The sequence below is a fragment of the Stenotrophomonas sp. STEN029 genome (assembly GCF_056760015.1).
In genome coordinates this window covers 1-24,874 of sequence record NZ_JBRREC010000080.1, presented here as the reverse complement: position 1 = coordinate 24,874, position 24,874 = coordinate 1, and the positions used below count along the sequence as shown (strand labels likewise).

Sequence of the window (24,874 nt, the reverse complement as noted above, 5' to 3'; positions counted from 1 at the left end):
GGGGGGTGCCCTCCCCGCCCCCCCCCCCCCCCCCCGGGCGCCCCGCCTCACTTCATCATTACTCCCGTTCTCCCCCCCCCCGCCCGCCGCCGCCCCCCCCCCGCTCCTACAAAAATACCGATTATGCGTGGCCGCAAACGCAGCTTGAACTGCCGGAAAAAACCAAGACTGCTGTTGTGGAACGGCGTAAGCCGCGAAGCTGGCAGATCCGCAGATGACAAAAATATCCGGAACCTCCACCACCATCTGTTTCACGGCTGACGCCGTTCCCACAATCGAGAAAAACTCAGATTGCACCGGGGCGCAGGCGCAGACTGCCCAGCACCTGGTCCCACAGCCCCAGCGCCTGTGCGTCATCGCGGAATGCCGGTGCATCGGCCTTCTCTTCGGTCAGCAGCTGCAACGACAGGAACGGGAACTGCAAGGACTCCGCACGGCCCTGTGATTCCCACAGGAAGGCGTACATCTTGCCCCCGTCGGCTTCTGCATGGGCAAGAATCTCCTGCCCCTGGATCGGCCCTACGTTGCGTTCACCACGGCGCAGATTGCGCATCCGCGCTGCGGCGGCTGCATACTCCGGCGGCAGATCGGAGGCACGCTGCAGCAAGGGCTGATCAGGCTTGCCGGTGACATACGACATCAAGGTCATGCGCGCGCCCGGATGCGCACGCGGACGCAGGCCGATGGTCATCTCCTCGCTGTTGATCCGATTGCCCGCTATGAAACCCGAGTCGACGCAGAATCCCGCGGTGGTCGGAATGGTATTGGGATCGCGATAGCTGATCCTCGGTCGCAAGGCGCGATAGTTTTCGATCGCGGCCGGCAACTTCGCGGCCTCGGTCTCGCCACTGACCAGGTATTGCACGTTGTGCATTGGGTCCAGCACGTAAAGCTCCTGGCGATGACCGGCGCGGCTGCTTTCGCTGAGCCAGGACGTCACCAGCACCGCATCATCGTCAATACGCGTTTCGCTGACCGACATGGACTCACCCGCACGATGCCGCGCTGCCTTCAGCGCCGCGATGCGCGCAGCCACGCGCTGACGGAACGCTTCGGCCGATACACCGGTAGTCGTCTCCACCTTCTTGCGTGCATACACGTAACCGGGCTGGATCGAGGTCGCAGCAGGCACATCCAGCAGGAATCGGCCAACGCACAAAGTCTTCATTTCGCTTCCCTGTCGTTTCGGTGCCGCGCCGGCAACGCCGCCCGAGGCAAAGGTCAGTAGTACGGCAGCCAGCACGCCATGCAACAGCGGTCGCCGCGCCATCGCATGCAACGCCTCACGCCCAGTCCGCGCTTTGCGCAAACCGCACTGCGGCGTAAAGGGTTGCCCAGCGGGTGCGCTCGTCGTTGTAGCTGCCTTGATGGTCATAGCCTTTTTTTCCTTTCAGCGCGTACTGCCCGGTGCCGAAACTGCCTTGGCGGAAACATCCCGTGACATCAGCTTTGGGGGCCGCACCTGAACACGCCGGTACTGTGCCATCACCAGGATCGGCGGGATCGGCAATCTCCAGCTTGATCACACCAACCGCGTCCTGCAGTTTGATCTTGCCGTTGTGGTTGTCCGATACCGGCGTCACCGAATCCACGCCGCTCATGCTGCCGCCGCTCCAGCCCAGGTCACCCCAGGCAAGCTGCTTGGCGTCATCACCGTAATGCGCGAATGTCGGCTTGTGGTACTTGCGCTCGATGTCCTTGTGGAAGTCGCGCACACCTTCGATATTGATCTGGAACCCGGTACGTGGCGTCAGCGCTGGGCCATCTTCTTCTTCGCGTGCCGAAGCCGCCGCTGGCGCCGGTGCGCTCGGATCGAGCAGACCGGTATTGGCTTCGGGGACCAGCCCATACCATTTGGTGTTGAGGTAGATCTCGTTGTACGGATCTGCGCCAACCGGCAGACGCGGGCCCTCGTCGCCCAGCTCCAGCCATGCCTTGCCTTCGTTGTAATCCGCAGCGGGCAGCAGCTCCAGGCCACCGGGTGATTTGGCGAGGATCGCCACCACTTCGCCGGCATCGCGGCCCAGGATGATGCTCGAAACACCGGTATAGCCAGCACGACAATGGTGATACGTAGCTGCTGCGCCCGTTGCCGGCATCACCCCATGCGAGACGCCCAGCAACTTGCCGTAGTTCGACACCTGCGACACCGCGCGTGCCACCAGGCCGCCCATGGAGTGGGTGACCAGCAATACCTTCTGCGCGTTGATACCGCGCGTGGCGTAATACGGCAGGATCACGTTATCGATGCGCGCGACGATGTCCTGCGCCGACAGACGATTGCTCTGCAGCCAGTTGTAACCACCGGACCAGACCTCGAAGCGGTAGTGCGCGGCGTGCTTGGCCTGCTCCAAGGTAAGCGCGGCATTGCCGCCGACCATCTCGCCATACTCGGCCGGCGCGCGAGCGCCATCTTCGGCCCACCACGGCTGCAGCTTGCCCGCCGACATCAGGTCATTGAGCTTGCGCTGCATCTCCGCCATCACCGGGTTGTAGGCCGAGCGCATCAACTGGCCCCAACCACGTTCGCGCGCCAGCGTTTCGGGAATGGTCTTCTCCGCATCAAGCGGACCACGGTCGTCCACTTCCGATGTCAACGGATTCAACAATCGTTGCCGCGTGGCAGCGCCACGGAACAGGAACACGAACATCTGGCCGATCGCACCCAGCACCGCGCCGACACCATCCGTGTTCGGTGGCCGCCATACCGGATCGCCGGTGACCGTCGACTTCAGGTTGGTGCCCATGATGCCGGGCAGGAAGATCACCGGAATCACCGCATCGGTATCGGCCTCGACCACCTTGTCGCGTTTGTCCTTGACCTGGGTTAGCCGCGCACGTGCGACCGGCCGCCCATCCTCGTCCCAGTCTCCGCTGGGCAGCACAACGTCCTGTTTCTCTTCCATGCGCTAGACCTTCCCAAGAATCTTGATGAGCACCTCATCGATACCCTGCCCGCTCTGCCGCGGCAGGCGCCCCTGTGCATCGGTGACCAGCTCGCTGCGGCCACCATCACCGCGGGTGAGCTGCACCCGCGTATTGGGCATGGGCTCGCCCGTGGCCCGGTGCCGCACCACGTAGACATCATCGAATTGTGGGTCTGGCCAGCTGTTCATCTCGGTGGACAGATGGGTGCCACCGAGGAAGCTCTTCTTGCTCGCATGCACGGTGATCTTGCCCGGGCAGTTGAAGCTGATGTTGCCGCCTTCGATGGTGACGCTGGCGCCACCGGTGGTGGCGATGTGCAAGGTCTTGCCGGCAGTCAGTTCCACCACGCCCTGGGCGCTGGCTGCGCGCAGGGCCTGCTTTGATTGCATGCGCACTTCGTCGTGTTGTGCCTGCACGTTCAGTTCATCGGTGCCGGCTACCACGCTCAATGCATTGCCGCCGTCGGCACCGCCTTCCACGGCAGCGGCCAACATGCCGATGGCCTGGCCTGCATGCAGACGCGCGTCGCCCATCACCGCGGTATCGCTGTCGCCGCCGCTGGCCAATAGCAGGCCTTCGCCGACCGACCAATGCAGTGCCTGCCCAGCGACATGGACAATGCCAGCCGGCGCCGCGAATCCCAGCAGCGGATCGCCGCTATGCGGTACCCGGCCCTCACCGGCACTTGCCTGCCGCTGCTCGGCTTCGCTGCTGGCACCTTGATATTCCGTACCGGCAACCGTGGTCTTGGCACTGGCCAACATCGCTGCCAGCGGCGCCTTGTCTGGCACGATGCTGGAGCGGTCCTTGCCGCGTGCGCCTTCCTTCATCGCCAACGCAGTTGTCAGATGCGTGCGCGCCGATTGATTGAAGCGTGTACTCAAGGCCTGCAACTGATTGAGCAGGGCCGCCGGTTGCACGGCTTCGCCCGCCGGACTGTTGCTGCGGTGCGCATAGGCACTGAACCAGCCGCCCGACGTTGTACGCACCGCGCCCCAGGCATCACTGCGCAGCTCGAAGCCGGTGCCGCGCAGGCTGCCAAGGAAGTTGTCGGCCTGATGGCGCAGATGGCCAAGACTCAACTGCGAGGTCTGCTGGCTGCTGGCCAGCTGCACACGCAGTTGCTGGTCGCTGTCATCAAACAGCAGGTGATTGCTGCCTTCGCCACCGTCCCACTCCCGGGAACGTATGCCCCATACCGCGCCCGCATTGCGATGCGCATCGTCGCCGGCGCCTGCCGCATGCCAGGCCGGGGCATGGCCGCCACTGAGATTGCCCTGCGCACTGGCGGCGCCATCGCGCGCCTGCGCATAAGCGCTGTGATCGGCGTCGGCGCTGGCACCAGCGGGCGTGGGCGCAACGCCCGCTTCGCCACGGCCGTTGTAGAGCGCGCCCAACACGATGGGACGGTCGATATCACCCTCAAGGAAACCGACCAGCACTTCCTGGCCGATACGCGGCAGGAACTGCGCGCCAACACCGGGGCCCGCATAGCGCTGGGCTACCCGCAGCCAGGTGGTGTCGCCCTGCTCATCCTGGAAGTGGAAGCGCACCCGAATCCGGCCAAGGCTGTCGGCATGCACGTCCTTGCTGTTGCCTCCCTGCCCCGCGACGACCACCGCGGTCTGATAGCCCGGCACGGTCGGCCGTGGATTCAGGCGATGACCGATGCCATCTTCCAGCGCCGGCCGCCACGGCAAGTTCCGCTCGGTCGCCTTGAAGCGATTGGCATAGCCCACTTTCTCGGCCTGCTGCCACAGCCCGGCATCGGTCCCAGCCATCGGCGTGCTACCCAAGGCATCGTCCATCGCCTTGCGTACATCAGTGGGCAGGTTGTTGATGCCCGCGTGCTCCACTTCCACCAGCAACAACTCGGGCGCGGACGCAAACGGCGCCTGCTGCACCTCAAGCCAGGTACCGGACTGGAAACCACGCACCGTGCCCTGGCCCTGCCAGCTGCGGCCGTGGACTTCATGCGCCTGCGCCTGCAAGCGCGCATACCAATCGGCCGCACCCGCATTGCTGAAGGCATATGCGCCAACAACGTCATAGCTTTCGCGCTTGGAGGCCTCACCGCCACCGTCCAAGGGCAGCTGCGTGCTGATGCTGCGCACCTGACGGTAATCATCGCTGAGCAGGCTCAGGCTGGTACTGCCCAGGGTGCGACGTCGACCCAGCGTCTGGATGCTGTCCGTGGATTCGGTGGCATCACTGCGATGGAAGCGCACACCGGCTGCGGCGCTGCTGGCGTCCTGCGGCAGGCCGAGGCTATCGGCGAAGATCTCCATGCCGTTGCCGCAAGAGGATTGTTCCTCGGCGTACAGGCGCCAACCCAGCCCTTCCTCGGCCAACAGCCGCTGCAGGAAATCCAGATCGCTCTCGCGGTACTGCACGCAATAGCTGCGCACGCGCGTACCAATGAATTCATCGCAGCCTTCGGCCCAGCGCCAATTGGCCAGGTCCGGATAGTCGGCAAGCACGGCGTCGACGATCTCGCGCACGCTCTTGTCCTGGAACACACGGCTGTGCCGTGCATGCTGCAGCCACCAGGTCCACGACCGCAGCGACAGGCGGTAGCGCACCAATCCGCCATCACTGCCCATGCGCTGTGCGTGCGCAACCAGACCACTGCGTTGCTGCTCGCCACCATCGGCCATGCGCATCACCAGCACCGCCTGGGTGCCAAGCAGCGCGTCCAGCGCAACGCCTTGATCGGTGGACAGCACATCCACATCCGTCTGCGCATGCGAAGACAGGCCATCGCGGCCCCACCAGCGTTCGACCATGCCCCCGCCAAATCCCGAGCATCGCCATTGATACTGACGCTGTGCATCACTCGGCGCAGCCACCTGCGCCATCAGGCTATTCAGCTTATCCATGCCAACCCAATGCGTTTCCCGTCTGCCATTCAGCAGACGCGGTAGGATCCCCCAAGCCGAATCTATCAGAACTTTCCTATAGCCCGCGTTACGGGTTGGAGGGGTTGGATTGGTGGGAACAGCGGGGAATCTGCCGGAATCACTGGGTTTGCTGTACGCAAACAGGAGGGCATTTAGCCTGTTCACAATGGTGCTGACACCAAATATTTGCGATTTGAGCGACCAACATCACGTTTTCGCGACAGCTAACACAACCATCTAGTCACGTCGTACCACCGGTCCAAGCGGATACAACGCCAGCGGACCGCCCACCAACAATCCATCGGATCACTACACTTGGGTCTCGTCACCTCGACTAGGGATGCCCACGCAGCCTGCAGAAGCGGAGCAGCCAGTTTCAGCATTGGCTACGCCGGACATCTGTCGTTGACGTCCATGCCCCCGATCACCTCGTGAGCATTTGATATCAAAAGCCGCTCGCATCCTGCTGGTCACGCCTGGCCAGCAAAAAATTTGTACCTCGACTAGTAATGACCTGCCCTTGGCGGCGCCTTGCTTCGATACCAATCCATGCACTCTGGATCACGTTTGCATGTTTCCGCGGGGGTCAGCAGTCGATCGGGGAAATTCAAGTGACCAGGGTAATAGCCAGAGGCATAAACCTTAATTTTCCGACCTGGAAAGAATGCAACCCACAAATAACCCGAATTGATCATCGAATACGGGGGAACTTCAACCTCTTCTGCATACAAAGAATGCTTATCACGCACATACAGTGCGTCATCACTCCATTTTACTGTCACCTTCGTTCCAGGTTTCCAAGGATAAGGCAACGCAACACTTCCCGCAGAACCGTTGCCGTTATTGTACGGCTGAACCGCTCCACCCCAAGATCCATTTACATAGATTGATCCAATTGGCATATCTGTATAATTCAAGCCGGACAGACTAAGCCCAATTTTATCAGGCGCGAACTGGGACCCGTCTTTCTCACTTGCCTGACATGCTGCGAGCGCCCCCAAAAGACCCATGAGGAGAATAACCAGTCCTTCGTGTGACCGAGCTTCAAATAGAGAATTTAAGAAAGGCTTAAAATTTAGTCTCAACACAGAACCTCCGCTTAAACGATTGGAGGCGCAACGGCTTGCGGGTGCAGCGAAGCCGAGCAGTGGATCGTCGTCGTGCGGGACGCGCCCGCCGCCTGCTTTGGCATGACGCGGGCGCCGGCGTCGCTGCGTCGCAAGCGATTGGCCCGAGTAGCGCTACGGAGGTGACACATATTGCTTTGATGATCTTCATGATCTCTCTTGGCTGGGAGGGGGTTGCTGCACGCGTGCACAGCCTCAAAAACACCCCTCCCCAGTCCTCCCCTTCGCTATGCGAAAGGGAGGTCTCTGACTGCGTTGACGGTGGTGTCGGCTTGCCCAACAGGCGCTAGTGATTCGGCATTTCCGGATTGATACGCCGCAGATGAAGGTCGTGCAAAATCGAGTCGAAACGCTTTTTAGGTCAGCGCACATTTATTGGGCACAACCTCAAGAAAAGTTACCCTTCCAATCCAGACATACAACCTGCCGCATGCTAACTCAATCAATAACGGGTCGGAGCTCAATTTGTTCCATATGGAACCTCAACGCTGAACGTTTCACCATCGTCCGATTTGAGCACATAGGTATGCACAACACCATCGTCGTCAGCTAACAAATGACCGCTCCAGTCTACTGTGTAGACATGGCCATCTATATGCAACATAGCCAGCCCGACAACCTCACTGTTCTCTGGCAGCAGCAATCCGCCGAGCCCCCCACCACGCGTCATGGATATTCCATCGACTTGACGCTTATCTACGGGAAAGTCATAGCTACCAAGAGCATCTATTAACTTGAGTTCCACAACTCTAGGCCTATAAGGAGCCGCATCCAAATTCCAGTTGTTGACTAGATCATTGACCCACGCCCCGGGAATGTAAAGTTTCTCACCAAGATAGGTTTCGCTCAATTCACCACCTTCGACCACGGCACAGCAAACAACTCGATTTGCAACCAAATCATAGGCCGCAAAGCGCTCACCCTGCGCGGGAATCGACGGCAGCATGCCGAAGAAATAGTTCTTTCGATAATCCAACTCGGTCCCCACCGACCGCCAACCACCGATCAGCGGACCCGCATTACCCGCTTGAAGTTCTTGCGCTCCGCCGATCTTTTGGTCGGGCGAGAAAACCACTGGCTCAACCTCAGTCGCACCACCGCTTAACGTACCGCCACCGGGCGCTTCCCGCCCCCCCAGTTGAGAGTCATTTCGCGATTGGCACGAAAGCACCAAACCAAAACTTACGGCCAGCAAAAGGAAATACATAATTCTTCGCATTTTAGTTTCCTGTCGCTGACCAATGCGGATCATCTTTTTTTCTTTTCTCGCCAGCATGGTTCCAGTGAACTACCCCGAAACTGTGACCCACACTAATAATCCCACGCTCCCCCCCTATCAAGACACTAGCACCACTTGCATCAACAACAGTCTTCCCCAAACCCCAGCCAGGATCGAACCTCATATCAATGGCATCCCCACGATTATGATTTGACCTATATGGCTTTGCGACGGCGTCTTGAGTTCTATATAGCCTATGCATTAGCCGCGCTGCCTCCTTCGCTTTCGCCATATCCGGCTGCCCGAGCTCATTCAAATGTAGCCAATCAATCCTAACTGGTGCATCTCCGTTCTGCGGCTCAAACGGAGGAACTTTATCTGGAGACAAGCCGTCGCTGATTTCTTTGGCGTAGTACATCAAATATGATCGCTGCGGCGGACGAAGCGTGTTCGAAATAGTCACCTTCACCCCACCCGCTTCGAGCGCCGCTACAAACCTACGAACATTACTTTGAAATGGCTCCACAAGATCAGCGATGCTCCTGCTGGCAGGGAACCTCGAGTGCCAGTCTGCCCCGCTCTTGTGTACAACTCCATCATCGTTGCTTTCTTGGACTCTCAAGGGGGAATGGAAGTTACTCAGAATTCCAATCGGATGAAGATGGTAGACATCCGGCTTCGTTGGAAACCCATTTACCTTACCCGCAACATCCGCCCACCAGCGCAGCTGGCCTATCCGAATTTTTTCGGCCTGCCACTCTGGTGTTCCGTCCAGCATCAGCGGGTCCAGCGCATTCCATTTGTCATCGGCACCACCCCACTCGCTTTCGTAGCGCACGATCAGACGGCTCAGGGCTTGCAACAACATTGGCTGCCTGCTCGCTGCAAGCATCTCTGCCTTGCTGATGTGCCCATTGCGATTAGTGTCCAACTGCTCATGCAACTTCCGGATCAGCACGCTCTTTTCAACCTTGTCCGCGCGCATCTGGAACTGCTGCACCTCTTCTTTCCTCAATGCACCAAGCTTGAGCAAGCTAGCCGTGAATAGATCAACCGGCTCGGCACCGCTTTCTTCCAAGGTTTCAAAGCCCGGCCACATCCATGGTGATTTCCAGCCAACCTTGTCGTGACCCTTCTCGCAAACCCAGCCGTGCGCAAGCATGCCCGGCGTCTCCGCACGCGTAGATATACGCCACCAGCCGTTTCCATCCTCATCCAACGCGCGATATTGCAGCTTCGTCCTTTCCAAATCGGCACGGGAAAAAATACGCACCATGCCCACGGCCGATCCTCGCGGGCCATCAAGACGTAACGGTGCGCGCGTCCACGTCTTCATGCCCCCGGCAGGCGGCGACTCCAGGCCTTTACGTAGGACCCAGAACGGCATTGCTATTGGAAACTTCAATTCTCGGCGGTTGTATCCCTTCTCCTTTGCCACCGTCGCAGACTGCGTTCTTTCCTGTGCAGTAGCACCGATAAAGAAGCCCGTGTACTGCGCCTCCTTGAAGTTCGCATAGTTCTTATCTTGCGCGGAATAAGTGCCTAGAGAGGCACGATCCATGATGCGCAACTCGCAACGTTGCACCTTGACCCAAGGGCTTAGACCGCTGTCTTTGAGTTCCATCAGCATCGTGCCTGCTGGAAGCAAGCCATCGGGCTCAGCTGGATGACGCAGATGCGCGCCTGCATCCACTACAAACAACGTTTCAGAGCCTTCTTTCTGAAGGCTGGCATAGCGCCGCGATTGCGCAATGAAGTCCGGCAGTTCGTCGCCCGCGAATACCTCCAAATGCAGTAGCGGACGAATGCCACGGCGAGGCACTGCTTGGGCATCTACATACTGCTGATACTCGCCCATATGACCAATCAGCGCGCCTGCATTGATCGGTATCGGGGTTTCGGGCACCACCACCTCGCCAAGTTTTGGCGGCTGCTTGGGCCCTGCATCCATTTCCGGCAAGTAGACCCATCCGTGTGCAGCCGCAGGCGCTACTGGCTCACCGGGTCGAACAGGTGCAATCTCGCCTTTGATGATGCGATCTATCTGACCCCAGTCACCTTTGCGGTTTTTCACCGAAATGTGAGCTTGGCGTGGCAGCAGGCCCAAGCGCGCACTACGGCCACTCGCCTCGCTCCGTATATTGATACCGATGACGGGCTGTAGATCACTCATCTGGATGCATCTCCATGCTCACGTTATCCCACTCCTGGCCCAAGCGGTACTTCTTGGACAACGCCTCCTCCAGCGGCGACACGAGTTCACCGCCGCAGCCGCAGCTCACCAACTCGATATCTTCGGCCACCGGCTTGAGGTCCAGCGGCGGCGGTGGAACTTCCTGTTGATCCTTCGCCTTGGTTCCAACTACGAACTCACTGCTCTGCGACCAGAAATCGGGGCGTTGGCGGGTTGAAATGCTCTCATAGCTTTTGAAATCGGCCAGATGCATGTAAAGGCTGTAGAAAGTCAGTTTGGTTATTGCACTTTGCTTGGGTGCTTGTTGATCAGCAGGTTTTGGCTGTACCGGAGCTGGAGCCGTTGCCGCAGACGGCGCCGGCTGAGCGCTCTGCGGGCCAGCCTTGGTACTTGGTGCCGTCTCAGTTTTCGCGCGACTCTTTTCGGCCTCAGCATCAAAAGTAGTGAGGGCGTCAGCCGGAAGATCCAACGTGTGCCGTACCAACGCGAATCCGCTGGCGTACAGCGCTTTCCGCCTTACCTGTGGAAATTCAATGGCCGGATACTCGCGGTCGATGCGGTAGGCAATCACTTCGCCATCCTTGATGCAACGCACGCCACCGGCCTGCGCCATGAGGGTACCGCTGCCAGCATCAAAGTGAATTCCACCGTGCCAAAGGCCATTCGCACCCAATGGATAGAAGCCGTCATCCACTCTGGAAAGCGCGCCAACTTCATTAGGCGCTACGCCTAGGTACGCTCCGCTATCGACGGCAGCGCCTTTCGTTTTGGCGTCCGGATTGCTCTGAACGTCAAACGGATACGCCCAACGCATTGGTGTCTCTTGAGGAGAGCAGCAACCCAATTGATACCCGCCGAACTTGCTCATGTAGCTGGATACAAGAGTGCCCTTCGCATCAGCCGCATCCACTCTTCCGCCCGTTCGTAGGAATGCCAGCACGCCCGGCGCCCTCCACCGGCCGCCATCAGGCTTTCCTGATCCGTAGCCCTTCAAGTGGGCCGCAGCAATTACGCCAGACTCAGTGACCTGGATTCCAGCGATTGTCTGCCCGTAAAATTTGTCGGCGCCATAGTGCTTTCCGTTTCTACAGAGCAGCAGCACCCATTCTTCAGCGGCCTTGTCCTGCAACGCTTCACTATCAAGGAACGCCGCCAAGCTGGTAGCCCCGTTCTTCCCTGTCCAAACGCCGCCCCAATCGTAGAGAAATTTCCCGTCACGCGAGTTGGGTTTGCCGTCGCCTTTGAAGTATCCAAGATCCTCCAACGCAGCTTCGCCAAACTGATACTTCCCGGCATAGCCGAACTCATTGACTATCTTTGTCCTTCCGCTTGTCTCTCGTATAAACAACGCTCGGAGAAAGCGTTCCATTCCGGTTTCGCTCATGTCCCCAGCCCGCAAGTGACTTCATCGTCCTGGTACTCGGTATCAACCGGGTCAATTGCGTTGATAAGAGCACGCTGCTCCGGCCCGGGATCGCCCAGCCACCACACTTTGCAGCGTGCAACCAGCCGACCCACCATCCTTCCCTGCGTGGGCAAGTACAGCATCGCCAGCAAATTTGTATTGCACTGATGCGCCTGACAGGCCGTGTAGTACCACCAAGTTTCCCCACCCAGCGAGACTGGCTTACCCGGTTCGCTGGGCCCGCTGAGCAATCGATCACTCAAAGGAGGGATAGCCGGATCGGGAAGCTCGGCCTCTGTCGCTTCCTCCATCAATGCATCAAACGCCGCGACCACCTTCGGGTTCTGGCGCCCACAGTCATCCACGGAATTTCGCCCCAAGAGCGTGAAGAAATACGTCGCCAATGGCTCTTCCTTACACGCAGGCTCCGGCAGCAAATGGGCGAGCAGGATTAATTCCCTTTCGCGCTCAGCCCCAATTTCTGAACGAGGCACAACTAAGTCAGCGGGCTCCACCGACCTGTCTCCAATCACCGCGTCTTCCAGAGCCGAAGCTCGTTCAGAAACCAGCTGCTCCTGGGTAGGAGTTACTGGTGGCTTTTCGCAACCAAGCAGCGCGCTGAACAAGAACGGCATCCATACAATTCGGCTATTCATGCATTACCCCGAAAAACCAACGAGTCGCTTCATCTTCATATCCCCAAGAGTCCATTTAGGGAGCTCGTGCTTGTAGCTACTTGAGCCAACAAACGACTTCTTGCTCGCATGCACGGTGATCGTGCCCGGGCAGTTGAACGTGATGTTCCCGCCCTCCATGGTGACGCTGGCGCCACCCGAAGTAGCGATGTGAATCGTCTTACCCGCGGCAAGCTCCACCACGCCCTGCGCACTGGCTGCGCGTAATGCCTGCTTTGACTGCAGTCGCACTTCGTCGTTCTGGGCCTGCACATTCAACTCACCGGTACCGGCAACCACGCTCAATGCGTTGCCGTCGCCCGCGCCGCCCTCAACCGCACACGCCAGCATGCCGATGGCTTGCCCGGCATGCAGACGCGCATTGCCCATTACGGCGGTATCGCTGTCGCCGCCACTAGCCAGCAGCAGGCCTTCGCCTACCGACCAGTGCAGGGCCTGCCCTGCGACGTGCACGATGCCAGCGGGTGCGGCAAATCCCAGCAGCGGGTCGCCGCTGTGGGGGACGCGGTCGGCACCTGCTGTGGCCTGGCGCTGTGCAGCTTCGCCGCTTGCAGCATCGAACGCAGCGCCTGCGACCGTGGTCTTGGCGCTGGCCAGCATTGCAGCCAGCGGCGCCTGATCCGGCACGAGGCTGGAGCTGTCCTTGCTGCGGGCGCCTTCCTTCATTACCAGCGTGCTGGTCAGGTGGGTGCGTGCGGCTTGGCTGAAGCGGGTGCTCAGGCTTTGCAGCTGGTTGAGCAAGGCCGCTGGTTGCACCGCTTCGCCGGCGGGGCTGCTGTTGCGATGCGCATACGCACTGAACCAGGCACCGGAGCTTGCCCGTACTGCGCCCCAGGCGTCGCTGCGCAGTTCAAACCCTGTGCCACGCAGGCTGCCGAGGAAGTTGTCGGCTTGGTGACGCAGGTGACCGAGGCTCAGCTGCGAGGTCTGTTGGCTGCTGGCCAGCTGCACGCGTAGTTGTTGGTCGCTGTCGTCGAACAGCAGGTGATTACTGCCTTCGCCGCCTTCCCATTCGCGCGAGCGGATGCCCCAGACCGCGCCGGCATTGCGGTGTGCATCGTCGCCGGCGCCTGCTGCATGCCACGCTGGGGCGTGGCCGCCACTCAGGTTGGCTTGTGCGCTGGCGGCGCCATCGCGGGCCTGTGCGTAGGCGCTGCGGTCGTCACTGGCGCTGGCGCCAGCCGGTGTGGGTGCAATACCGGCTTCGCCGCGGCCGTTGTAGAGCGCGCCCAGGACGATGGGGCGGTCGATATCGCCATCCAAAAAGCCCACCAGCACTTCCTGGCCTATGCGCGGCAGGAACTGTGCGCCAACGCCGGGGCCGGCGTAACGCTGTGCGACGCGCAACCAGGTGGTGTCGGCTTCGCCGTTCTGGAAATGGAAGCAGACACGGATGCGCCCCATGCTGTCGGCGTGGACGTCCTGGCTCTTACCGCCATGCGAGGCCACCACGCGTGCGGTCTGGTAACCCGGCGCGGTTGGTCGTGGGTTCAAGCGCTGGCCGGTGCCATCCACCAATGCGGGCCGCCATGGCATTGCATGCTCGGTAGCCTTGAAACGGTTGGCGTAGCCCACTTTCTCGGCTTGTTGCCATAGCGTTGCGTCCGCTGTGCCCAAGGGCGCTTTTCCCAGCGCATCGTCCATTGCCTGGCGAACATCGGTGGGCAGGTTGTTGACCCCGGCGTGTTCGACTTCGGTCAGCAGCAATTCTGGTGCTGATGTAAACGGGGCCTGCACTACCTGCAGCCAGGTACCGGATTGGAAACCACGCACAGTGCCCTGGCCAAGCCAGGTGCGGCCGTGCACTTCATGCGACTGTGCCTGCAGCCTGGCGTACCACGCTGCCGCGGCGGCGTTGCTGAAAGCGTAGGCGCCGACCGGGTCGTAGCTCTCGCGCTGCGATTGCTCGCCGCCGCCATCCAACGGCAGTTGCGCCGTGATGCCACGCACGGTGCGGTAATCGTCGCTGAGCAGGCTGATGCGGGTGCTGCCCAAGGCACGGCTTCTGCCCAGTGCCTGGATGCTGTCGCTCGACTCGGTGGCATCACTGCGATGGAAGCGCACGCCGGTTTTGGCGCTCGCCGCATCCTCGGGCAGCGTCTGGCTGTCGGCGAAGATCTCCATGCTGTTGCCACACGGTGCTTGCTCGTCCTGGCACAGCCGCCAACCCATGCCTTCTTCGGCTAGCAGCCGTTGCAGAAAATAGAGGTCACTTTCGCGGTACTGCACGCAATAGCTGCGCACGCGCGATGCAATAAACTCATCGCAGCCTTCGGCCCAGCGCCAGTTGGCCAGGTCCGGATAGTCCTGCAGCACGGCGTCCACAATCTGCCGCACATTGTTTTCCTGGAAAACCCGGCTATGCCGCGCGTGCTGCAACCACCAGGTCCAGGAATGCAGTGACAAACGGTAGCGCACCAATCCACCATCACTGCCCATGCGTTGCGCAGAAGCAATCAAACCGCTGCGTCGCTGTTCGCCGCCATCCGCGGTGCGGATCAGCAACGCTGCCTGCTTGGCGAGCAATGCATCCAGATCGATGTGCTGATCAGTGGAAAGTACGTCCACTTCGGTCGATGCGTGTGCGGACAAGGCATCACGCCCCCACCAGCGCTCGACCACATTGCTGCCAAGTTCGGCGCACTGCAGTTGGTACTGACGCTGCGCATTGCCCAGCACAGCGACCTGTGCCAGAAGGTTATTCAGCTTATCCATGCCTATTCCAGATGTGATGACCGTCTGCAATCTGCAGACACCAATCGGATTCCTTTCGCGGAATCTACCAGAAGTCGTCGCAACGAATTTTCACGGCATTGGTTTTTTTGTATTCGGATGAGAGTTGAGGTAGTCAATGCAGCAACTGTCACCCCGTAGCTGCCATATCTGTTTTATTTCGAGGGTTACCACCTACGCTGTAGTCGCAGATAACTGATTGAAAATTCATGCTATCCGGACTATCAGATATCGAATCGTGAGATTCATCTTGAATATCCGAACATGCGACGGACTCACCGCCGGGCAAGCATCCGGTACAGCACCACATTACAGATAAGGCGATGCCAGCCATTTTGAGCGATGATCGGAAGCGCACTAACCGGATTCAGCCGTACTCAGTACTTCACCTACCCGCGTTGCCCTGCACTACCACCGAGCCAAGGACCCGCCACATGCAGTGGATTGATGATCTTGAAGTGGATGCCTGGAATACCGTGATTGAAGAACTTGTCTGGCACCTGCGCAACGGCCGCACGCCGACTGCGATCACCCGTCAGCTGGTGCCGGATCGGGGAATTGAATTCCGCTTCGACGGGGTGGACCCTGCATTTCTGCCGGTGCCGGACGAAGCCTTTGAGACACACTGGAAAGACGCCATTGCCATCATCGCGCGCTTTCCGCAGCTCAACGCGCTGCGTTTTCGGTGCAATGTTTGATCTGCGTTCCTGATCAACGCGAAGGATTGATAGCGGAAATGACGTAGCCCGGGTAAGCGCAGCGCACCCGGGAACAAGGATTTCGTGGTCTTTCAGATCGCCAAAGGCCCGCGGGGGTGCTGCCCTTATCCGGGCTACGACTGCAAACCAGAGATGCCTGCGCGTTGAGTTTCTTGCGAAGAACACCCCTCCCCAGCCCTCCCCTTCGCTGCGCGAAAGGGAGGGGGCGAAGCGGTAGTGCCGAGCCATGCTCGGCAGAGGCTCTCCTGGTTGAGCCCCAGCCGAGCATGGCTCGGCTCTACACAGGCAAACGCCGCCCCCCCCTGCACCTTCGGTGCAAGGGAGGGAGCGAAGCTGGTCAGACCAGGTCTGGATGACGATCAATCAAGGCTTGCTTGCGCCGCTCCAGGTCGGCGAGCTTATCCTGCATGTCGTTGATCTCAGCATCGATGCCATCAACGCTGGCTTCGATATGATCGTACTGCTCCTGCAGCAGCTCGCGCGCTTCGCGGCGGCTGGAAGCATTCGGCGTATCGCCGCGCATTGGCTTGCTGGCGGTTTCGTGCATGAAGTACGCGGTTACCAGGCCAATCAGCGCCACCACCATCAGGTAGTACGCCGGCATCATCAAATCACCGGTGGTCTCAACCAACCAGGCGGCTAGCGTCGGAGTGACACCGGCAATGATCACCGAGATGTTGAATGCACTGGCCAGCGCGCTGTAGCGCACACGTGTCGGGAACATCGCCGGCAAGGTTGAGGCCATCACGCCGATCAGGCAGTTCAACAATACCGCCAGCAACAACAGGCCAACGAAGATCCAACCGGTGTTTCCGCTGGTGATCAGGTGGAACGCCGGAATCGCTGCAATCAGCAAACCAATACTACCTGCGGCGATGAACGGCCGGCGGCCGATGCGATCACTGGCCATGCCAACAAACGGCTGCACGAACAGCATGCCCACCATCACCACGATGATGATCAGCACACCATGGTCTTCAGAGTAATGCAGGTTGTGCGACAGGTAGGTGGGCATGTACGTCAGCAACATGTAGTAGGTGACGTTGGTGACCAGCACGATACCCACACAGACCAGCAACGAACGCCAGTACTTGGTCACGATCTCCTTGAAGGAGATACGCGGCGCGCTGCCGACGGCGTCCTGGTCTTCCTTCTCCATGCGCTCGAGCTGCTCGGTGAAAGCCGGCGTTTCCTCCGCTGCGTGACGCAGGTACAGGCCAATCAGGCCCAACGGTGCAGCAAGGAAGAACGGAATGCGCCAGCCCCATTCAAGGAACTGCGCTTCGCCAACGATGCTGCTCAGCAATACCACCACGCCGGCACCGGAGACAAAGCCAATGATCGAACCGAAATCCAACCAGCTGCTGAGGAAACCACGGCGCCGGTCAGGTGCGAACTCGGCAACGAATACCGCGGCACCGGTGTACTCACCACCAACGGAGAAACCCTGCGCCAACTTGCACAGCAGCAACAGGATCGGCGCGAGTATGCCGATGCTTTCATACGATGGAATCAAGCCGATGCAGAAGGTACTGACTGCCATCAGGATGATGGTTGCCGACAGCACTTTCTGCCGGCCGAATTTGTCCCCCATGACCCCAAAGAACACGCCGCCCAGCGGACGCACCAGGAACGGCACCGAGAACGTTGCAAGCGCGGCAATGGTCTGCACGCTGGGCGACGCTTCCGGGAAAAACACCTTGCCCAAGGCATAGGCGACAAAGCCATATACACCAAAGTCGAACCACTCCATCGCATTACCCAACGCGGCGGCGGTGACTGCTTTTTTTACTTTTGCCTTATCGATGACGGTGATGTCTTCGATTTGCAGCGGCTCATTGCGGATAGTGGATTCACCTGTAGACATGACAGGACCAGTCCTCCCGTTACTGAGTTGATTGCGTGCTTGGCCTTGGCTTGCATGAGTTCGCGCAGGCCGTAATGCGCACGAAGGAATGCCCCGCGGCAAGGCCACGGGAACGGTCGGGGACAGAAAAAACCGGGATCATCCCGGTAAAGGCGTAGTGCCGGCTGTCCAAGCATCAACAGGCAGGGTGCCTGTGCGTAATCGCTGAATGATGCTGAGCCGGCGTATTCTACGCGAACAGCTGTTAAGGCTTGTTAAAGACGCAGCTGCAGTAATGTCATGCAGACCTGCTGCGCACTTCGCTTCAACGATGAATGCGGCGATACACGCCTGATAGCAGCACGATGAGGCCTGTTATAGCGCAGCCCGCTGCGTAGCAGATGATGTCGCCCCACGAAAATGTGTTGCCAATGATCGTGTACATCACATCGCCACGCACATAGCCAAGCCGCTCTGCGACGTGGAAGTACTGGGCGAATTCGATTCCACAGGCGAACACGAACACCATCAGCAGGACCAGATAGTCGTTGATGCGCAGTACGCTGCGGATCATCGCATAGAGCAACACCACCACCAGCACATCGCCGAGATAGGCACGCACCCAGGACACATGCGGCAGGCGCGTGGCAATGAACACTTCCATCGCAAACACCAGCATCGCCAACAGCAGATACCAGCCACTGATTGCAAAAAAACCGGCTCGCTTGGCAGTGATCGGCAGCGGATCAGCGCCAGTTTGCATTTGCGCCCCAGAATTCCACGGCACGGGCATAGGCGACACGATCAATCGGCACACCGGAGCCACCTTCCTCAACACCCAGCGCGTTGCGCATCATGGTGATGGGCGCCATCGGGATTTCTTCAGCCGTGGCGGTATACAGGCAACCGACGACGCCCCAGTCGGCTTCGATCGGCGAGCCTTCCTTCTCCAGCTGCTCGCGACTGTAGAGGATGACCACCAGATACTCGGCCACGGCCGGCTCAACGCCTTCAAACCAGCGCACCAGCACCGGCAACTCGTCGCGGCTGCGTACCTCATAGCCCGAACGCAGCAGGTGCCGGTTCTGCTCGGTGACCGGTACCGTCAGGCAGCGGGTGCTGGTCCAATTCTTGTAGACATGCAGTTTGCAGAACGGCGCATAGCCATCGAGCACTTTGTCGGCAGCGTGCGCATTCAAGTACTGCTCGAATTCCTCGGCACTGCAGTCCTGAATGGTATTGGCACGCGGCGTGCGCGGGAACAAACGGGTACGTGCAAACGGCGTCAGGTAGATGGACATCATCGCTTCCAGCAAAGGAGGGCGACATTGTCGGCGATCGATGCGAAGACCGGAACCATCGCACGAACGCCCACTGCATGCAGTGGGCGTCCCGGATCCATCTCAGGCCTGCGCCTGCGCCTCGTGCTCGGCCACATCCATCGAAGGCGTGCGCCAGCCGGAGTTGACGCCCCACAGATAGAACACGATGCCAATCGCCGCCACCAGCAGCAGGTCCCAGCCATAGCCAAGGTAACCTGCACCGCCGAATGCCGTGCTGCCTGCCCATGACACCAATGCCAGCAGCGGTAGATAGCAGATCAGCCACATCGCACCTTTGAGCTGGCGGCCGAAATCATGCCAACCAATCTTGCGCTGGTAGTAGATGTACACAGGCAGGGCGACAACCATCAGCAGGATGATTTCACCGGTCAGCGGCCAGCGTGCCCAGTACAGCAGCTCGGTCGCCATCACGAAGGCCACGCCCGCCAATATCGGCAATGCGACCACCCGCAACGGACGATGCAGGTTGGGCGCGGTGCGGCGCAGTGACATCACGCTGATCGGCCCGGTCATGTACGAAATGACGGTGGCCACCGAGATCACCGCCGCCAGCGTGCCCCAGCCACGGAAGAAGAACAGGAACAGGAACGACACCGCCAGGTTCAACCACATCGCCGGGCGTGGCACGCCCCAGCGCGGATGGATATTGCCCAGCACCGTGGGTGCGGTGCCGTTCTGCTGCATGCCGTAGATCATGCGCGCAGTTGTTGCGGTATAGGTCATGCCGGTACCGCTGGGGCTGACGAAGGCATCGACGTACAACAGCATCGCCAACCAGTGCAGGTTGAGGATCAGGGCCAACTGCGCGAAAGGCGAACGGAAGTCGATGCCATGCCAGCCGTGCTCGGCCAGCATCTGGCTCGGCACCGCGCCGATGTAGGCCACCTGAAGCAGTACATAGATCACTGCCGCCAGCAGGATCGAGCCGACTACCGCGAACGGAATGCTGCGACCGGGGTTGCGCGCCTCACCGGCCAGATTCACCGGGCTCTGGAACCCATTGAAGCTGAAAACGATGCCAGCGGTGGCAATCGCGGTGAGGATGGCGGAGAAATCCAGGATCGGTGTGCCCGGCCCTTTCAATCCAACCGAGAAGTTTTCGGAGTGGAAGCCACTGGCGATCAAGGCCACACCGGTCAGCGTCGGCACGACCAGCTTGAACAGGGTGATGGCGCTGTTGGAGTGCGCGAACAGCTTCACGCTCCAGAAATTGATCAGGAAATAGACGACCACCAGCACCGCTGCGATCAACAGGCCGGCATGGCTGAGCTCGCCCATTCCACCGGGCTGCTGCACGTACATGTCCTGCGCCCACTGCCAAGGCCACGACGCCATGTACTGCACCGAGGCTTCAGCCTCGACCGGGATCACCGAGACGATGGCGATCCAGTTGGCCCAGGCGGCAATGAAGCCAACCAGCGAACCATGCGAGTAATGGCTGTAGCGCACCATGCCGCCGGATTCGGGGAACATCGCACCCAGCTCGGCATAGGTAAGGGCGATGGTGAGGATGATGGCTGCACCCAGGACCCACGCCCAGATCGCGCCGGGGCCGGCCAGGCCGGCGGCGCGCCAGGCGCCGAACAGCCAACCCGAGCCGATGATCGAGCCCAGGCCGGTAAGCATCAGGGCAATGGGGCCGACGTCGCGGCGGATGGCGCTGGATGCGGTCATGCTGGCTTTCCAGTTGAGGCGGCGCCGGAGTGGCGCTGGCGTTGGATCATCGCAAACCGAACGTTAAGCCGAGCGTCGTTTTTGCTGGTTGGGTGTTGCTGCCAGAACCGGCATAGCCGGAGGATCGTTTCCGTTCACTGAGATGCCGAAAGCGGCAAATGCCTTGCCCCCTCCCTTGCGCCGAGGGCGCAGGGGAGGGTTGGGGAGGGGTGCTCTGCGCAGGAGGCTCAACCTTCAAACGGTTCTGGCTTGGTGCTTCTGATTCTGCGCTCAAGCGAAGTGCCGGAGGTCAAAAGCCAAGAGCAACACCTAGCAGCAAAAGCACCCCTCCCCAACCCTCCCCTTGCCTGCGGCAAAGGGAGGGGGCGTAGTGCCGAGCCATGCTCGGCAGGAAGCCTCCCGCTGGCACTGCAGGAGCGGCGCGAGTTTCCAACGAACATCGCCCTCATCGCACACAAATCTACGACGCAACTCCGACAGCAGCCAACCGACAGTGACAACACTCCCGCGCAGATCGCCGCCATGTCGCCTACCGATTCACTCAGCGATTCACTCAGCAAAGTCCCCGCCATCACCCTCGGCTTCTGGATCATCAAGATCCTCGCCACCACCTTGGGCGAAGTCGGTGGGGATGCCGTCACCATGTCGATGAACCTCGGCTACCTGATCGGTACAGCGCTGTTTGCCACGGTCTTCGCCATCGCAGTGTTCGCACAGATCCGCTCGCCCAACTTCCGGCCTTGGGTCTATTGGTTCGCCATCATCGCCAGCACCACGGTCGGCACCACCCTGGCCGACTACGTTGATCGTTCGCTGGGCATCGGCTATACCGGCGGCACCACGCTGCTGCTGGCCTTGCTGTTGGGCACCCTGTTCGCCTGGCATCGCAGTACCGGCAGCATCTCGGTCACCCAGATCAATTCGCCGCGCAGCGAGCTGTTCTATTGGCTGACCATTACCTTCTCGCAGACGCTGGGCACGGCGCTGGGCGACTGGGCGGCGGACACCCAGGGCCTGGGCTATACCGGCGGCATCGCCCTGTTCGGCGGCCTGCTGGCGGTGGTTGCAGTGCTGTACTTCTGCAGCCACGTGTCCCGCACCGCCCTGTTCTGGGCGGCCTTCGTCCTGACCCGGCCGCTGGGCGCGGTGGTCGGCGACTTCCTTGACAAGCCCTTGGATCACGGCGGCCTGGCCCTGAGCCGCTATACCGCCACCGTCGTTCTGCTGCTTGCCATCGTCGCCTGCATCGCCCTGCTGCCACAGCGTCCGGCCCACCACGCCCACTGAGATTGCTCCGCCCTCACTGAGATTGCTCCGCCCTGCTGCGGTCTCGGCTGAAACCATTGCACATCCATCTTGATGGAGAGATATAATTACCAGCATCCCGTCAGACCCGGCCGCTTCCGATGACCGCGCTCAGCTTCGAGTTCTACCCACCCAAGACCGATGACCAGCGCGCCCAGTTGGACCGCACCGCCGCCAAGCTCAAGGGCCACGCGCCAGAGTACGTGTCGTGCACCTTCGGTGCCGGTGGCTCGACCTTGAGCTATACCTCCGAGACCGTGCGTCACCTCAACCAGCACCACGGCCTGCAGGCGGCACCGCACCTGTCCTGCGTCGGCGGCACCCGCGAGGAGATCCGCGAGCTGCTCAAGCTCTACCGCGCCATCGGGGTGAAGCGCATCGTCGCCCTGCGCGGCGACCTGCCCTCGGGCATGGGCTTCCCCGGCGACCTGCGCTACGCCTCCGAGCTGATCGCCTTCATCCGTGCCGAGCACGGCGATGCCTTCCGCATCGAGGTCGGCGCCTATCCGGAAACCCACCCGCAAGCCAGCGACGCACTCACCGATCTGCGCCATTTCAAGACCAAGATCGATGCCGGCGCCGATGCCGCCATCACCCAGTATTTCTACAACCCCGACGCCTACTTCCATTTCGTCGATGCCGCACGCAAGCTGGGCGTGGACGTGCCGATCATTCCAGGCGTCATGCCGATCTCCAACTTCAGCCAGCTGCGCCGTTTCTCCGAACAATGCGGCGCGGAGATTCCGCGCTGGATCAGCAAGCGCATGCAGGCCTATGGCGACGATGCCGAATCGGTACGCAGCTTCGGCGCCGACGTGGTTGCCGGGCTGTGTGAGCGCCTGATCGCCGGCGGCGCACCGTCACTGCATTTCTACACGCTCAACCTGGCCAAGCCGACCAATGCCGTGCTGGAACGCATCGGCAACAACTGAACCGTCATCACTTCCTGCGTGCACAGCCAGCCGCTACCCTTGGCCGATGCGCCTGCTGTTGCTCCTGCTGCTCACCTGCTCCGCCCTGCCGGCATTCAATGCGCGCGCGCAGCAGATCAACCGCTGCACCAATGCGCAGGGACAAACCGTCTACGGTGACAAGCCCTGCGAGGTGATGGGCGCGCGTGCCCGCCTGCTGCCGAATCCACGCGCGGTTGGCAGCAGTGGCTTGTACCGCGACAGCTGCGCACGTCGTCTCAGCGAAGTGGTAGCGCAGATCCAATCGGCTGCCGACGCGCGCGATCCCAATCGTCTGTCGGGCATCTATCTGTGGACCGGGCTTTCCAATGCCGCCGCGACCCGGGTCATGGACAGGCTGGATGAGATCGTGCAACGGCCGCTGATCGACATCGCGCCGGTGTTTCCGGAGGAGCCAGCCTATGTCCCCGCGCCGCCCGAGCCATTCACCTATACCGACGGCACCCCGGTCGATCCTGCCCAGGCGGCCGACAGCAGTGGCTATCCGGATGTACAGCCGATCAGCAATGCCAGCAGCGGCCCACGTCGCCCAATCGCCTTGCGCCTTGAGCAGACCCTGCCGCGCAGCGCCACGCCAACGCGGACCATCCTGCACCTGCGTCGCCAATACAACTGCTTCTGGATCACCCTGTAAGCGCCAGCCAACGCCGCCAGCGGCTCAGGCCTGCGGCCACAACGCGCGAATCGCGGCGACACCCAAGGCACCATGGCGACGCGCGGTTTCGACATCGCCAGCACCCATGCCGCCAATGGCATAGATCGGCAGTGAGACCCGCTCACGCAGTTCGACGAAGGCGTCCCAACCCAGGCCGGCGGCCTCGGGATGGCTGGCCGTTGCCTGCACCGGCCCTAGCACCGCGAAGTCGCAGCCCAGCTGCTGTGCCGCCTGCAACTGCACAAGATCGTGGCAGGACGCGGCCACCAGCGTTGATTCGGGCAGTGGCCGTGCCTGCAGCTGCACTAGCTGCTCGCTGCCCAGATGCACGCCAACGCCCAGCTCACTGGCCAGCTCGATATCACGGTTGATCAACACTTCCACCTGCCTGCCAAAGCGCTCCACCACGGTTCGGGCCAAGGCTTGGCGCTGCGCTGCCATCGGCGTGCGCAGCTGGATGCGGCGGATGCCACCAGAGATGGCGGCCTCGATCGACGCCAGCCAGGCGTCCTCACCCTCAGTCGGTTCCGGCGTGACCAGGTAATGGCTGGGCTGGCGCAATGCCGCCACCACCGGCAGGTCGGCTGGCGGCATGGAGTAGCGCGACAGCTTGTCCGGGGTCACCCAGGTGATGGCCTGGCCTTCGCGGCCACGCGCCGTGCCTTTCCACTGGCACACGCGGCGTACTTCCAGGCGCAGGCGCTTGTCTGGATAGATCTGCGGCACATCCATCACCCACTCGCCGATCTCGGCCTCGATGCCGAGTTCCTCGCGCAGCTCCCGTACCAGCGCCTGCTCCGAGGTCTCGCCGGGCTCGCGCTTGCCGCCGGGAAACTCCCAGAGCCCGGCCATGTCGCTGTCGCCGGTGCGCCGGTTGAGCAGGATGCGACCGCGCGCGTCGGTGATGACGGCGGCCACGACGTGGATCGAGCGTGAAGGAGATGTCATGGCCTGAGCATGCCGAAAACAGGGCTGTTGGTGCAATCGTTCGTTGAGCCCCTGTAGTGCCGAGCCATGCTCGGCAGGGACCTTGCCAACGATGCATCGGACAGGTCATCGGCTTGCGGGGCGGCCGCGGCCGCCCGAAAAAAAACCACCCCCCGTTGGGGGGGGGGGGGGGGGCGCGGGGGGGGCCGGGGGGCTGGGCGCGCCCGCGCGCG

The 24,874-nt window shown here is 60.9% G+C and carries 18 protein-coding genes; 4 read left to right on the top strand and 14 right to left on the bottom strand.

The window, feature by feature from the left end; all coding sequences use genetic code 11:
• Positions 1–286: 286 nt before the first annotated feature.
• The 9 genes from ACVOLI_RS16015 to ACVOLI_RS15975 form a co-directional block, all read right to left on the bottom strand.
• Complete coding sequence (locus ACVOLI_RS16015) at positions 287–1,168, bottom strand: T6SS immunity protein Tli4 family protein (RefSeq protein ID WP_481615175.1); 882 nt, start codon at positions 1,166–1,168, stop codon at positions 287–289.
• 115 nt (positions 1,169–1,283) lie between these two features.
• Entirely contained in the window at positions 1,284–2,906 is a 1,623-nt protein-coding gene (locus ACVOLI_RS16010) for an esterase/lipase family protein (RefSeq protein WP_481615174.1), read from the bottom strand.
• Between the two features lie 3 nt (positions 2,907–2,909).
• Complete coding sequence (locus tag ACVOLI_RS16005; RefSeq protein WP_481615173.1) at positions 2,910–5,807, bottom strand: type VI secretion system Vgr family protein; 2,898 nt, start codon at positions 5,805–5,807, stop codon at positions 2,910–2,912.
• A gap of 524 nt (positions 5,808–6,331) precedes the next feature.
• A complete protein-coding gene (locus tag ACVOLI_RS16000; protein WP_481615172.1) occupies positions 6,332–6,916 on the bottom strand; it encodes a DUF3304 domain-containing protein in 585 nt (194 codons plus the stop codon).
• A gap of 499 nt (positions 6,917–7,415) precedes the next feature.
• Entirely contained in the window at positions 7,416–8,207 is a 792-nt protein-coding gene (locus tag ACVOLI_RS15995; RefSeq protein ID WP_481615171.1) for a hypothetical protein, read from the bottom strand.
• Positions 8,176–10,347: an EF-hand domain-containing protein gene (locus tag ACVOLI_RS15990; protein ID WP_481615170.1), complete on the bottom strand. Its 2,172-nt coding sequence runs from the start codon at positions 10,345–10,347 to the stop codon at positions 8,176–8,178. Before ACVOLI_RS15990 ends, ACVOLI_RS15995 begins: the two co-directional genes overlap by 32 nt.
• Positions 10,340–11,752 (bottom strand): hypothetical protein, encoded by a 1,413-nt coding sequence (locus ACVOLI_RS15985; RefSeq protein WP_481615169.1) that lies wholly within the window; start codon positions 11,750–11,752, stop codon positions 10,340–10,342. The genes ACVOLI_RS15990 and ACVOLI_RS15985 overlap by 8 nt, the downstream gene beginning before the upstream one ends.
• Complete coding sequence (locus ACVOLI_RS15980; protein WP_481615168.1) at positions 11,749–12,429, bottom strand: hypothetical protein; 681 nt, start codon at positions 12,427–12,429, stop codon at positions 11,749–11,751. Before ACVOLI_RS15980 ends, ACVOLI_RS15985 begins: the two co-directional genes overlap by 4 nt.
• Positions 12,430–12,432: 3 nt before the next feature.
• Positions 12,433–15,183, bottom strand: a complete 2,751-nt coding sequence (locus ACVOLI_RS15975; protein WP_481615167.1) for a type VI secretion system Vgr family protein — start codon at positions 15,181–15,183, stop codon at positions 12,433–12,435.
• A 452-nt stretch (positions 15,184–15,635) separates the two neighbouring features.
• On the opposite strand from ACVOLI_RS15975, the gene ACVOLI_RS15970 reads away from it, so the two are divergent.
• Positions 15,636–15,899, top strand: coding sequence for a hypothetical protein (locus tag ACVOLI_RS15970; protein WP_481512165.1), 264 nt, complete (start codon positions 15,636–15,638; stop codon positions 15,897–15,899).
• A gap of 358 nt (positions 15,900–16,257) precedes the next feature.
• Here ACVOLI_RS15970 and proP read toward each other — a convergent pair whose 3' ends face one another.
• The 4 genes from proP to ACVOLI_RS15950 all read right to left on the bottom strand — a co-directional run bounded on the left by proP (position 16,258) and on the right by ACVOLI_RS15950 (position 20,783).
• Positions 16,258–17,787, bottom strand: a complete 1,530-nt coding sequence (gene proP / locus ACVOLI_RS15965; protein ID WP_303748912.1) for a glycine betaine/L-proline transporter ProP — start codon at positions 17,785–17,787, stop codon at positions 16,258–16,260.
• A gap of 304 nt (positions 17,788–18,091) precedes the next feature.
• Positions 18,092–18,529 (bottom strand): ribosomal maturation YjgA family protein, encoded by a 438-nt coding sequence (locus tag ACVOLI_RS15960; protein ID WP_481615166.1) that lies wholly within the window; start codon positions 18,527–18,529, stop codon positions 18,092–18,094.
• Complete coding sequence (locus tag ACVOLI_RS15955; protein WP_481615165.1) at positions 18,513–19,067, bottom strand: DUF3228 family protein; 555 nt, start codon at positions 19,065–19,067, stop codon at positions 18,513–18,515. The genes ACVOLI_RS15960 and ACVOLI_RS15955 overlap by 17 nt, the downstream gene beginning before the upstream one ends.
• 102 nt (positions 19,068–19,169) lie before the next feature.
• Positions 19,170–20,783 (bottom strand): APC family permease, encoded by a 1,614-nt coding sequence (locus ACVOLI_RS15950; protein ID WP_481615164.1) that lies wholly within the window; start codon positions 20,781–20,783, stop codon positions 19,170–19,172.
• A gap of 522 nt (positions 20,784–21,305) precedes the next feature.
• Between ACVOLI_RS15950 and ACVOLI_RS15945 the strand changes: the two genes are divergently transcribed.
• The 3 genes from ACVOLI_RS15945 (at position 21,306) to ACVOLI_RS15935 (ending at position 23,693) form a co-directional block, all read left to right on the top strand.
• On the top strand, positions 21,306–22,070 hold the full coding sequence (locus ACVOLI_RS15945; RefSeq protein WP_481615163.1) for a COG4705 family protein: 765 nt from the start codon (positions 21,306–21,308) through the stop codon (positions 22,068–22,070).
• Positions 22,071–22,189: 119 nt separating this feature from the next.
• Positions 22,190–23,020: a methylenetetrahydrofolate reductase [NAD(P)H] gene (gene metF / locus ACVOLI_RS15940; protein ID WP_481615162.1), complete on the top strand. Its 831-nt coding sequence runs from the start codon at positions 22,190–22,192 to the stop codon at positions 23,018–23,020.
• A gap of 46 nt (positions 23,021–23,066) precedes the next feature.
• Positions 23,067–23,693 (top strand): DUF4124 domain-containing protein, encoded by a 627-nt coding sequence (locus ACVOLI_RS15935; protein ID WP_481615161.1) that lies wholly within the window; start codon positions 23,067–23,069, stop codon positions 23,691–23,693.
• A gap of 24 nt (positions 23,694–23,717) precedes the next feature.
• Here ACVOLI_RS15935 and ACVOLI_RS15930 read toward each other — a convergent pair whose 3' ends face one another.
• Complete coding sequence (locus ACVOLI_RS15930; protein ID WP_481615160.1) at positions 23,718–24,662, bottom strand: Nudix family hydrolase; 945 nt, start codon at positions 24,660–24,662, stop codon at positions 23,718–23,720.
• Positions 24,663–24,874: the final 212 nt, after the last annotated feature.